The sequence below is a fragment of the Rapidithrix thailandica genome (assembly GCF_039710355.1).
Classification (GTDB): domain Bacteria; phylum Bacteroidota; class Bacteroidia; order Cytophagales; family Flammeovirgaceae; genus Rapidithrix; species Rapidithrix thailandica.
The window spans coordinates 268666-281647 of sequence record NZ_JBDKWZ010000002.1; the positions used below are offsets into that span (position 1 = coordinate 268666).

Genomic DNA, 12982 nt, shown 5'->3' on the forward strand with positions numbered 1-12982 from the left:
AAAAAGGTTAATTCACTTCATTAAGAAATCAGATCCTAATCCTATAAATAACGTTCCATATGCATCTCGACGGCACACATACTCTCTCAGCTCCTTTACAACTTATCTGGGACTTGCTGCAAGACCCCGCTATTTTGGCAAAAGTAACGCCCGGTGTAAAGTCATTGGAGGCTACTTCTCCCGACCAATACGATGCCTTGTTGCAAATCGGCATCGGCCCAGTCAAAGGATCGTTTAAAGGCACCATGCAGGTAAAAGACAAACAGGCTCCGCAACAGTTTACATTGGTTATTCAGCAAAATAGTAAAATAGGAAATGTGCATGCAGAAGGGACCATTGCATTACAAAGCCTTACCGAAACCGAAACCGAAGTAAACTTTACCGGAGACGCACAACTTAGTGGCACAATGGCACGTGTGGGACAACGGGTGATGAGCGGTGTTGCCAAGACTCTGGTCAATCAATTTTTTAAATCCTTGGAAAAAGAACTTGAGAATAACCCGGCTTCATAAGCAATTTTTCTTCTGAATCAATTCATTATCCCCATCTGTACAACCAACTATACTTTAGATGCTTATCCGGTTCAAAGAACATGAGCAATTTAGTTGATTCACCAATAATCCTCGCTGACTAACTCCAACCACTACACAATACTCCCTTTGAATATTTTTATTCATCGATATACTTAAACACAAACTCACATGGTAATTCCAATCAAATTAACCGTAAATGGGAAAACCTATAGCCATGAAGTAGAACCCCGTATGCTTCTGGTACATTACCTCAGAGAGGTATTGAGGCTGACAGGTACCCATATCGGATGTGATACCTCCAGCTGTGGGGCTTGTACCATCCTGGTAGATGGCAAAGCAGTCAAGTCCTGTACACTTTTAGCCGTTCAGGCGGATGGTTGTGAAGTCACGACCATTGAAGGCTTGGCAAAAAACGGGGAGTTACATCCTTTACAAGAAGGCTTTCAAGAAGAGCATGGGTTGCAATGCGGCTTTTGTACACCCGGTATGATTATGACTGCGGTTGAACTCCTTCATCAAAACCCTCATCCCTCCGAAGACGAAATCCGGCATGGCCTGGAAGGGAATTATTGCCGATGCACCGGATACCACAATATCGTTAAATCCATTCAATACGCTGCCAACAAACAAAAATCTTAAAGCCCATGTCAAAACTTATAGGAAAGTCTGTTAAACGAGTCGAAGACAAACGGTTTATTACCGGGAAAGGACGCTACACTGATGATATCGTGTTGCCGGAAATGACATATGCGTATATTGTCCGAAGCCCTTATGCTCATGCCCGGATAAAAAAAGTAAATACGAAAGAGGCCGAAGCCATAAATGGAGTGGTAACAGTATTTACCGGAAAAGATATTCAAGCAGCCGGCATTAACGGAGTCCCTTGTGGTTGGCAAGTCGACTTCAAAAACGGGGATACCATGAAAGAGCCACCTCACCCACTTTTGGTGGCGGATAAGGTACGGTACATGGGCGATGCCGTGGCAGTAGTCATTGCCGAAAGTTATGTGATTGCGAAAGATGCGGCAGAATTGGTTGAGGTAGACTATGATGTATTGGAGGCAGTCGTAGACGCTTCCCTAGCCGTAAAAGAGAATGCCCCTCAAGTACATGAAGAGGCCCCCAAAAACATGGCTTTTGATTGGGGATTAGGCGACAAGGATAAAACGGACAAGGCCATGGCTCAAGCGCAGCATATTACCACTTTAAACATCATCAACCAGCGAGTCATCCCGAATGCCATCGAACCTCGTAGTGCTATCGGACAATACGAAGAGGCCTACGACAAATATACTCTCTATACCAGCTCGCAAAACCCCCATCTTATTCGCTTACTGATGTCAGCATTTGTTTTGGGTATTCCGGAGCACAAAGTGCATGTCATTTCACCGGATGTAGGCGGAGGATTTGGCAGCAAAATCTTTCATTATACGGAAGAGGCATTGGTCACTTGGTGTGCCAAACAAGTCAAACGACCTGTAAAATGGACTGCTGAAAGAAGTGAGAGCTTTCTGACGGATGGCCAAGGCCGGGATCATATTACCAAAGCCGAAATGGGTTTTGACAAAGAAGGAAACGTAGTCGGACTGAGAGTATATACTTATGCAAATCTAGGTGCCTACCTTTCAACATTTGCCCCTTGTGTGCCCACTTACCTACACGGTACTTTGTTACAAGGCTTGTATACTACTCCGGCAATTTATGTAGATGTCACAGGAGTATTTACCAACACCACTCCGGTAGATGCTTACCGTGGAGCGGGCAGACCGGAGGCTACTTATTTACTGGAAAGGCTAATGGATACCGCTGCCCGGGAATTAAACATGGACCCAACCGAACTGAGGTTGAAAAATTTTATCCCTCCTTTTGACGGCCTACAACAACCCGGCTATCAAACTCAAGTAGCTTTACAATACGACAGTGGAAATTACCACGCAGTATTGGAAAGAGCTTTGGAAATGATCGATTACCCATCGCTTCGCAAAGAACAACAACACGCCCTTTCTCAAGGACGCTATGTAGGAATCGGCTTTTCTACTTATATCGAAGCTTGCGGTATCGCACCTTCGGCCGTAGTCGGGGCATTAGGTGCCAGAGCCGGACTATACGAATCCGCCCAAGTGAGAGTACAGCCCACAGGAAAAGTGAGCGTTTATGTGGGTTCTCATTCTCACGGCCAAGGACATGAAACGACCTTTGCCCAAGTGGTGGCTGATAAACTCGGAATCAATCTGGAAGATGTAGAAATAGTTCATGGTGATTCGGAAGCAGTAGCTTTTGGTATGGGGACGTATGGTTCCAGAAGTTTGGCTGTAGGAGGATCAGCCATTATGAAAAGTATTGACAAAATCATTGAAAAAGGTTCTAAGATCGCTGCACACAAACTGGAAGCTTCTGAAGAAGACATTGCCTTTGAAGATGGTAAATGGACAGTAAAAGGCACTGACAAGTCCCTGAGCTTTGCCGATATGGCCCTTACGGCTTATGTCCCCCACGACTACCCGGCAGGCTTGGAGCCCGGTATGGATTTTTCAAGTTTCTACGATCCGGCCAATTTCACTTATCCATATGGTGCCCATATTGCCGTGGTGGAAGTAGATACTGACACCGGACAAGTACAATTAAAACGGTTTATTGCCTGTGACGATGTGGGCAACGTTATCAACCCCATGATTGTTGACGGTCAAATTCACGGGGGCATTGCCCAAGGCGTAGGACAAGCTTTATTTGAAGTGGCAAGTTATGATGAAAACGGACAATTGACCAACGGTTCCTATATGGATTATACCATGCCCCGGGCGGATGACTTGCCAAGTTTTGAAGTGGATCGTAAAGTAACACCATGCCCTCATAACCCCTTAGGCGTTAAGGGCGCAGGCGAAGCCGGTACCATTGGTTCTACCCCCGCAGTAGTAAATGCCGTTGTGGATGCCCTATCTTCACTGGGTGTCAAAGACTTACAAATGCCTCTAACTCCTGAAAATGTATGGACGGCCATCCAACAGGCCCAATCCGAACACTAAAAACTTTTACAACCATGATTCCGGAAACTTTTGAATATTATAAACCTTCCACATTAGATGAAGCCATTAAGCTATTACAAGAATATGGCTTTGATGCCAAACTGTTGGCCGGTGGCCATAGCTTGATCCCTTCTATGAAGTTACGACTTTCTTCTCCTGAAAAAATCATAGATATCAGCAAAATTTCGGACCTTAACTTCATCCGTGCCGAAGGCAATTCCCTTGTCATCGGTGCTTGTACTACACACCATCAAATAGCTTCGTCACAACTTGTTCAACAAAAGGTCCCCGTGTTGGCCCAGACTGCCGCTTTGATCGGAGACCTTCAGGTGAGAAATAAAGGAACCATTGGCGGAAGCCTGGCTCATGCTGACCCGGCCGCAGATTACCCGGCCACAATTTTAATATCCGAAGCGGAAATAGTCGTACAAGGCCCATCGGGCACAAGAAGTATCCCTGCAACTAATTTTTTCACAGGAATCTTTATGACGGATATACAAGACGATGAAATTCTTCGGGAAATTCGTATTCCTTTTCAAGCACCTCATTCGCACGCTACTTATTTGAAATTTGCCCAACCTGCTTCCCGCTATGCCATTGTAGGCTGTGCCGTGATGATTACAAAACCCAATGACAACTGCGATGATGTACGCGTAGCCTTTACTTCCGTAGCCGACTATGCCTTCCGCGACAGTCAAGTGGAAAATATGTTAAAAGGCAAAAAACCTACGGAAGACGCCGTTTCCCAAGCAGCCGAAAAAGCAGCAGAAGGACAGGATATATTGGAAGATCATTTTGCCAAAGCTCCTTACCGTAAACATTTGGCAAGGCTCTTTGCCAAACGGGCCATCAACGATGTACTCACTAAATTCTAAATCAACGTTAAATATGCAACAAAGCGGGTGGTTTCACCCGCTTTTTGTATTTTTATAAGAAGGGAAAACGTAAGATTACCACCTTTTAAAGCATTCGTCATAACTACCCATTCACATGATAGATAAACAAGAAGGGTTCAAACAAATCAAAGAAATGCTGGAAGCCCAAGGATATATTGCGGATGATCCTATTGTGATGTCCGTATTTTTGGCCATCCGCTTGGACAAACCCATACTGATCGAAGGACCGGCGGGTGTAGGCAAAACCGAAATCGCCAAGGTAATGGCCAAGGCTCTTAATACCGAACTCATCCGGTTACAATGTTATGAAGGCTTGGACGCACATCATGCTTTGTACGAATGGAATTATCAACGGCAATTGATTCATCTGAAACTGGAAGAACACAGCGGCAAAACCATTGAAGAAAAAGAAAAAACGATTTTTAGTGATAAGTTTCTCTTAAAAAGACCTTTGCTTCAAGCAATTAGCCAAGAAACTGTTCCGGTATTGTTGATTGATGAAATCGACAGAGCCGAAGAAGAATTTGAAAGCTTTTTGCTGGAGGTCTTGTCTGACTGGCAAATTTCCATACCGGAAATCGGCACCATACAGGCAACCCGAATTCCCCAGGTTGTCATCACTAGTAACCGGGTCCGGGAGTTGTCCGAAGCCCTGAGAAGGCGCTGTTTGTATATGTGGATTGATTACCCGGATTTTGACAAAGAACTCTCGATTGTCAAAAACAAAGTTCCTGGTATCGACCGCTTATTGGCCTGGCAAATATGTCATTTTATGCAAGCACTCCGGAAAGAGAAACTGGATAAAACGCCTGGCATTGCCGAAACCTTGGACTGGGCAAAGGCCCTGGCTTCCCTGCATATTCAACACCTGGATAAAACACTGATTGAGAATACACTGGGAATATTATTAAAAGATTGGAAAGACATCCGGCAAACGCAAACTTCCTTATCGGAACTGTTTGAAGCAGTGGGAGTGAAAAGCAAACTGGAATCATCAAACGGATAAATATGTCCAACCTGCCACTTATTGACCGGAAAACAGAATTGAGCGCTCATATGGTAGGCTTGAGCCGCTATTTGCGCAAGCATGCACAAATAAAAACCGGACCTGCCGAAATTGCCGAGGTATTACAAGCTTTGAGCATCTCTCCTATCCAACACCCGGAAATGTTCAAACTATGTGTAAAGAGCATCCTAATTAAATCCAAAGCTCATCTTGGTGTTTTTGATGAACTTTATGCAAAGTATTGGAAAGAAGTAGAAGCATCTGCCAATGCTAAAATAAAAGAGCAAGCCCACCCCACCCCGGTAAACCAAGCGCAAAATAAGATTCTTTCCATAAAAGAATGGCTCAAAAGTTCGCCAGCCGAAGAGGAAATTCAAACTGCTACATACAGTGCCAACCCGGCCATCGGGCAAAGGGACTTTAGCAGCTTTACGGAGGAGGATTTAATCGAATTGTACCCAATTCTCCAAAGTGCTGCCCGCTCACTGGCCCGTAAATTATTGCATAGTAAAACTAGCCGTGGCAATAAAACCCTCGATTATTCCAAAACCATCCGGAGGAGTTTAAGCAAAGGTGGAGAATACTGGGAACTGGTATATAAAGAGAGAATCAAAGTACCTCGAAAGCTTGTGTTACTCTGTGACGTCAGCAAATCAATGGAATTGTATGCCCGGCTTTTTTTACAGTTCATGTACACTTTTCAGCTCCTTTACCGGCCCTTGGAAGCATTTGTATTCGGCACACAACTACACCCGATTAGCTCTATTTTACAAAAGGAAGTATTTGCCGAAGTACTCAATGCTTTACAAAAGAAGAAGTTGGATTGGAACGGTGGTACTCAAATCGGAAGTTCTCTTCATACTTTTATTTCCCAACACCCCCAATCTTTAACAGGCTATAAAACCGTGGTCATTATTTTAAGCGATGGTTGGGATACCGGAGAAACAGCCTTATTGCAAAAGAGTATGCAATTCATTCATAAAAAAGCGCATAAAGTCATCTGGCTCAACCCTCTGGCAGGCAACCCTAACTATCAACCGTCAGTGAAAGGAATGCAAACAGCTTTGCCTTATATAGATGTCTTTGCACCCTGTCATAATATAAACAGCCTTAGAGGCTTAAGTCAATACTTAAAATAGCACGGACTCACTCCCCTAAGGCTGTAACCTGTCAAGGTTTGAATTGCTTAATCTATTTTCTTAAAAATCATGACCACTTTGCCTTCGCTCAAAAATTCCAAGTCCAAGCCTTTGCGTTGAAAGCTATCCACTGACTCCAGCGTTTTCACATAGGTTCCTTCATCCACTCCCTGGCAAGCCATACGCGTCATGGCTCCTGCTCCAAACTTTATTTTTTCAGCGGTTAATTCTTCCAACTGCCCGTTCAGTTGGTTACAGCCTGTATGCCCTGAATAGCGCTTTTCCTTTACATAAATTTCCAATACAGGAACGCCTTTCATTTTATAATCATCCGGACTGACCGCCTTTCCCTGCAGCTCTTTTAATGCCCAGATATCGTGCAATTGGTAAGGAGGCTCCGAATTTTGTTGGCTACTCATATTCTTTTTCTGTGCACTACACGCCGAAAGCATGGCGATAGCAAAAACAATCATTAAATTTTTCATGTTAAATTGGTTTTACACAACCCGAATTACTCTGGTTATCGTTCAAAAAATCCTGTTCTTATTTGTTCAAGATGCTACCACAGCCTTTATAAGTCTCACCATTGATCGTCAGGGTGACGGAGAGTTCAAACGTTTCACCTGACATATTATCCTCACAAGGAGTATGCTCTATCACTGCAGTCAACTTTGTCTTTTCGGTTTCAATGGTATATGTTTCGGTGTTTTCTTCCTTTACAGGTTCCGCATAAGGAACTGACACCATGGCTTCTTCACCTAATTTGTCAAAACGGAGATGCTTATCTTTCACAACTTCCAAATTCCAGAAAGGCTCATTTCCCACAGCTCTCAAATGAACCCCTTTCAAACGGGCAGCTTCAAACGCCCGGTTGGCTTTAGGATCAATGATTCCATCCCATTCTTTTACGACTTTCACCAACTTATAGCGGAAAGAAGAAGCGTCTGCCGGTGGGTTTTCCACAGGGGTTTTCATGACTTTCAGTTTGTACATCACCCCTTCTTTAAATTCAAACCCTTCAATCGAATCGTAAAAAAGCTCCCAGTTTTCAGGCCGTTCCTCCCCATAACCTACTTCATAACAGGTTTGCGGCCCTACCCCTATACACTGGGTTTGAAAAGGAAAAACCCAAAACGTAATGGTTTCTCCCTCAGATGAGGGATTGTTTTCCTCATTTGCTTGTTCACTTTGACAAGCCATGACTCCCATTAAAAAAAGAGCCATCCATAATACTTTTCGCATAAATGAAATTTAGTTTAAGTTAATTGGTTTACTGAATTACTTCTTTGTAAAAAGACATAGCCGGATAGTTGAATTAAATTCGCTACCTGGCCTTTTACTTTTGATTTCAAGGATGAATTTGCAACACCTACCTAGACAACCGGTCCTGGAAGATGGTTTGAATACCCGGCAAATTAATTCTCCGGAATTTACTAAAAAACCCTTAATCCTTTGTAGATCAAAGACATAAAAACGGTACTTTTTTTAAAAGAATATGAGTCTATCATCAATAAAAAGCCTCCACAAACCCTGTGTTTGTGGAGGCTAAAGCGTTTCAATCCTCTACATTGAACATCCCCTCATTTAGCTTTTCTTTTTTGTGAAATTGAAAATCTCGTTTTCAGTACGTGCGTCTTTCATGATCGCTTCCATTTCCTTTACAATTTCAGGATGAGCTTCGGCCACATTGTTCTGCTCAGCCTCATCTTTCGATAAATCGTAAAGCTCCAACGGATTATCAGGATTTTTATGAACACTCAAACGTATGGCTTTCCAATTACCTTTTCGAACGGCTTGTTTTCCACCTTGCTCGTGAAACTCCCAGTACAAATATTCATGTTCTTCCTGGGCTCCTTCATTCAACAAGGTTGGCACAAAGGATATTCCATCGATGCTGTCCGGTGTGGCACCGCCTGCCAATTCAACGAATGTCGGCATGATATCCCAAAAAGCAGCAATATGATTACTTTCCACCCCTGCTTTGATTTTTCCCGGCCAACGCACCACAAAAGGTTCGTGGATTCCTCCTTCGTACATATCGCGTTTCACACCCTTATAAGCGGCACTGCTTTCAAAAAAGGCTACATCCTCACGAGTACGGCCACCTTCTACGTGAGTGCCGTTGTCACTGGAAAAAATCACCATGGTATTTTCGTCCAGGCCCTGAGCCTTTAGTTGAGCGATTACTTGCCCTACATAATCATCCAGGCTGCTCACCATCGCGGCATAAGCCGCTTTCGGATAAGGCTGTGGGCCGTAATGGCGTCCTTCCGGCCAGGCTTTTTCCTGTTCAAACTTACTCTCATTATTTTCATTCAAATACATTTTCATGTATTTTTCCGGCACCACCAATTCCGCATGCGGAACGGTGTACGAAAGATAAAGGAAGAAGGGCTTGTCTTTACTTTGGCGCTTAATAAAGTTCAATCCTTCCTGAGTAAATAACTCATTGCCGTAACTGTCTTCAGGTGTGGCAAATTTTTCCAATTGCTCTCCATTCAACTTCCACATAGAATCCGGTCGTTGAAAATGAGCATCCACATGATGCAAATGCCCCATAAAATGGTTCCATCCTTTTTTCTGTGGTACTCCCGTAGTCCCCGGCAGCCCGAGTCCCCATTTTCCATACATGGCCGTTTCGTAGCCTTGTTGTTGCAATAACTGCGGGAAAGTCGTTTCCTTTTCAGGCAAAGGATATTCACCATTTCCTCTCACATGAGCATGTCCGGTATGCAAGCCGGTCATCAAACTTGAGCGGGAAGGGGCACAAACCGTACTACCGGCATAAAACTGTGTAAACCGCATTCCTTCTTTAGCCATTTGATCTATATGTGGGGTTTGGATGTGCTTTTGTCCATAGCACCCCAAATCACCAACTCCCATGTCATCGGCTAAAATGAAGATAATATTAGGCGATTGTTCTTTGGCGACCTCCTTTTGCTTTTCCGGTTTCGTACAAGCGAATGCCAGCCAACTCCAAACAAATAATAGGGTTAATACATGAATACTTAGGTTTTTCTTCATACTTTTCAGTTTTAAAGTTAATAATATACTGCTCCAAAATAATTTTAGCATTGCGATAAGTTGCTTTAAGAGCAGCTTGACAAACTTACTACACAATTGAGAAAATAAGCACTTTGCATAGCAAAAGCCCCCCAAGGTATCCATTCACTTAGAGGGCTTATGTTTGGTTTTTTATCAAAAAGAGAAATCAATCCAATGTCAAGGTACTACCGCTGGATAACATAGAAATCGGTAAGAGTTCAATTTTGCGAAATTCTACTTCAGAACCTTCCGCTTGAATAGCAATTTGTCCTTTATTCGCAGTGCAATCTGTGCCTTCATTCACAAAATCGCCATTCACCCACACTTTTACCTTATCGTCAAAGCATTCGATCACCATCGTATTCCATTCTCCTACGGGTTTCTCCGAACCGTCTGTCAAATTAAGAATTCTTCTTTTTTTTCCTTCTGTAATCCCCCACTCTTCTTTTGGGCCGCGCCTTTCTTCCATGTTTGGCACCTTGATATCTTCTACAATACACCAAAAATCCCCGGCATTTTCATGCATCATTTGTACCTCCAGGGATTGTGGAAACATCTCATACAGCGACCTTGGAATAGAAGCATGTACCAATACCCCACAATTACCGGGCTCTCCGGCAAACCGGTATTCTACCTGAAGCCTGTAGTTTTTGTATGCCGCATCGGTAATCAGATGCCCCGCGGGTGTGCCCAGACTCACCAACATACTATCGCGCACGATAAAAGGGCTTTTCTGTTTGGGATTTTTATCCATTTCAGGCACATCTGTATGCCATCCGTTGAGATCCTTACCATTGAATAAACTTTGTGTTTGAGAAGGGGAAGAACAGGAAATCAAAGCAAAAACAGCGATAATAAAGTAGGTTACTTTTTTCATTTTCTTTAGCGATTCTTTTGGATAGTATTACTTGATAAGAATTAATTAACTATCTAATATAAAGTAATTTACAGCAATAAAAAAACACAAAACCTTTCATTCTTCCTTCATTCCATCAATTCTTCAATCCTCCATACTTCTTATACAATGCCTTCACTACCTCAATCTCATCACCTTGGGTCTGAAGAGAGAAAGGGTTCTTCTGTTTCGTCCATGCTTCTTCCCAAGCATAAAAATCGAGATTTTTCAAAGGCTTTCCATTCAAATGATTTTCCAGGTTATCAAAAAACATTTTCCATCTCGGGTAGTAAAAGTCTTTTAACAGTCCTGACCATTCGCGGTGAGAGTACTCATGCAGACTCCCGCCATCGGCAGCTTCCCTTGGGCCCCAGGTAGTAATTTGGACACGGGCATTCCATTCATACAAATCTTTTTCTACGGGTTTATCTCCTTTTGCCCGGGCTGCGGCAATCCAAGGACCTAACATAAACTCTTCCCGTGTAGAAAGTAAGCGGTCCTGATCCAATAAGAGGGTTAAGAAAGCATTCTTTAATTTTTGAAATTTTTTCTTGTTTTTCTCTTTATAGGCAGCCACAATTTGTTTGTGTAGTACATTAGCCCGGTTGGCCAATACCTGGCGGGTAAGGTCTACCAAGTCATACCGGTAGGTATCTACTTCTTTAAATTCATCCGTTACTGTCAGAAATTCTGTCCAAGCCTGAATCAATGTATCCGGTTGGTAATACAATCGGGTGCTACCCCAACCGGATACATGGTCGATCTGGAGTGCCGGACGCGCACATAATACCGACTCGGAAGTTCCTTGTTGAGGTTGAGCATTGTTATAAACGGTGTTTTTTAAGACCATCCAGGCATTTTCCAAAGATTCACTTTTTTTGCCATAGCGATACATCGCATACTCTGTTATCCAGTCTTCTAATACAAGTTTTTTATCGTGCCAGGGCAGTTCAAACAGCAATTCATACATCACCGGGTTATTTTCTATCCCTTCGGGCGTTGCCCCTATTCCCACCAATTGCTGTCCGTTCGGATGGTTTTTAGCGGTAAAAAAGCCCTCCACTACCCGTTCCATTCTTCCATACATGCCTACATTTCCGCCAAAGTTGTGTAACATGCACCAAATCCATTCGTGCTTTCCAAAGCCGTTTTCCCTGTATTGTTTGAAATTCGGCTCTCCCCATAACGGACGGTCTTCCGTATTCAAATCCAACACCGTCACATCCCCTTGGGGTAGCCCTTCGATCATTTGTTGACGCGGATTGGCATGCCAGGCTTGTAATACCCAAGCAGCTTCCGGATTGGCCTTTTTCATGGCAGCCATCACTGTTTTTCCGGCCGCTGCCAAGTCTACCCCTTCGGTATTTCCTCCTTCGTGAAAAGGGTCTCCACCGTAATAAGCTGCTTTACCAAAGAGTTTATTTTGTTCTTCATAATAGATACTGGCCATCTCATCAAATAAAGAATCAGAAGGCATTAAGAAAGCAGGCCTGCGGAAACCACACCATAAACCCGGATCGTGAATATTAGCTTCGGGTCGTTTTGCTTTCAGGGAGTTAGGTACCATTCCGTAAAAACCCTGAAATACCGGAGTCATTCCGTAATCTTCCATTCGCTGCTGAATCTTGTTGCGCAGTACTACCTGCTTTTTGATCCAATTATCCGGCAAAGGTCCTCCCCAAGCTTCCAGGTTATTCATATGCCACCAGGCAAAAAAGGCAGGCCCGGAAATAAACTCTTTAATTTCAGAGTCTGCATAGCCTAAACGCTGCAAGGTGTTTTGCCAAACAGCTTCTTCCCCCAGTACTAACAGGGGCATATTGATCCCATGTAAAGCCATCCAATCGATCTCTTTTTCCCAACGTTCCCAGTCCCACCAAGCCATGGAATACGAATACGTACAGTAGTTCAGGTAATAGCGTTTCACCTGCCGGGTAACCTTCCGGACTTTGGTCTTTACTTCCGGCAACTTTTCCGGTAAATCCAATTGAGACGCTCCCCAGGCTATATGAGAATGGGTATAATACTTCAAATACCAATTCAAGCCTGTGGCCCTGCTCACCGGATTATTCCCACGGATATGAAGCTTGCCATTAATAGTTTCCAACTCAAAAACATCCTGGCCACTTTCCAAGAGGACTATTTCTTCAAAGACCAATTGGCTTACATGCTCCGGGAGTAAGCGCTCGGCAAGCCGGGACACTGCCAACCCTGAAGAATGATTATGTTTCACTTCTGTAGTGGTAGTGGTTTTACATCCAAACACTAAAAAACAGAAAGCGAAAAAGAATATCTCAATTTTTAATTTCATTGGTTCGTAATTCATTAAAAAATCAGCCAATAAATACTTTGAAGTACTCACTTAAACAAGTCAAACATAAAATACTCATTATTAATAGTTTAAAGCATTTAAAGGAATTTCAAACTTTAACTGTTTTTTTACTA

General features: G+C 43.3%; 11 protein-coding genes. 6 read left to right on the plus strand and 5 right to left on the minus strand.

The genetic code is table 11. From position 1 onward, the window contains the following. The first annotated feature begins 59 nt into the window (after positions 1 to 59). The 6 genes from AAG747_RS04595 (at position 60) to AAG747_RS04620 (ending at position 6597) form a co-directional block, all read left to right on the plus strand. Complete coding sequence (locus AAG747_RS04595) at positions 60 to 512, plus strand: SRPBCC family protein (protein ID WP_346819959.1); 453 nt, start codon at positions 60 to 62, stop codon at positions 510 to 512. A 189-nt stretch (positions 513 to 701) separates the two neighbouring features. Beyond that, a complete protein-coding gene (locus AAG747_RS04600; RefSeq protein ID WP_430300548.1) occupies positions 702 to 1172 on the plus strand; it encodes a (2Fe-2S)-binding protein in 471 nt (156 codons plus the stop codon). A gap of 5 nt (positions 1173 to 1177) precedes the next feature. Continuing rightward, positions 1178 to 3556, plus strand: a complete 2379-nt coding sequence (locus AAG747_RS04605; RefSeq protein ID WP_346819960.1) for a xanthine dehydrogenase family protein molybdopterin-binding subunit — start codon at positions 1178 to 1180, stop codon at positions 3554 to 3556. Between the two features lie 14 nt (positions 3557 to 3570). Further along, positions 3571 to 4431 carry an FAD binding domain-containing protein gene (locus AAG747_RS04610; RefSeq protein ID WP_346819961.1) on the plus strand — a complete coding sequence of 287 codons (861 nt, stop codon included), beginning with the start codon at positions 3571 to 3573 and terminating at the stop codon, positions 4429 to 4431. Positions 4432 to 4546: 115 nt separating this feature from the next. Continuing rightward, positions 4547 to 5458 carry an AAA family ATPase gene (locus AAG747_RS04615; protein WP_346819962.1) on the plus strand — a complete coding sequence of 304 codons (912 nt, stop codon included), beginning with the start codon at positions 4547 to 4549 and terminating at the stop codon, positions 5456 to 5458. Positions 5459 to 5460: 2 nt separating this feature from the next. Beyond that, a complete protein-coding gene (locus AAG747_RS04620; RefSeq protein ID WP_346819963.1) occupies positions 5461 to 6597 on the plus strand; it encodes a vWA domain-containing protein in 1137 nt (378 codons plus the stop codon). A gap of 47 nt (positions 6598 to 6644) precedes the next feature. Here the strand turns inward: AAG747_RS04620 and AAG747_RS04625 are convergent, their stop codons facing one another. The 5 genes from AAG747_RS04625 to AAG747_RS04645 form a co-directional block, all read right to left on the minus strand. Continuing rightward, complete coding sequence (locus AAG747_RS04625; RefSeq protein WP_346819964.1) at positions 6645 to 7082, minus strand: META domain-containing protein; 438 nt, start codon at positions 7080 to 7082, stop codon at positions 6645 to 6647. A gap of 58 nt (positions 7083 to 7140) precedes the next feature. Beyond that, positions 7141 to 7839: a DUF4377 domain-containing protein gene (locus AAG747_RS04630; protein ID WP_346819965.1), complete on the minus strand. Its 699-nt coding sequence runs from the start codon at positions 7837 to 7839 to the stop codon at positions 7141 to 7143. Positions 7840 to 8181: 342 nt separating this feature from the next. Continuing rightward, positions 8182 to 9621, minus strand: coding sequence for an arylsulfatase (locus AAG747_RS04635; RefSeq protein WP_346819966.1), 1440 nt, complete (start codon positions 9619 to 9621; stop codon positions 8182 to 8184). 187 nt (positions 9622 to 9808) lie between these two features. After that, positions 9809 to 10519, minus strand: coding sequence for a 3-keto-disaccharide hydrolase (locus AAG747_RS04640; protein ID WP_346819967.1), 711 nt, complete (start codon positions 10517 to 10519; stop codon positions 9809 to 9811). 115 nt (positions 10520 to 10634) lie between these two features. After that, positions 10635 to 12848 carry an alpha-N-acetylglucosaminidase gene (locus AAG747_RS04645; protein ID WP_346819968.1) on the minus strand — a complete coding sequence of 738 codons (2214 nt, stop codon included), beginning with the start codon at positions 12846 to 12848 and terminating at the stop codon, positions 10635 to 10637. Positions 12849 to 12982: the final 134 nt, after the last annotated feature.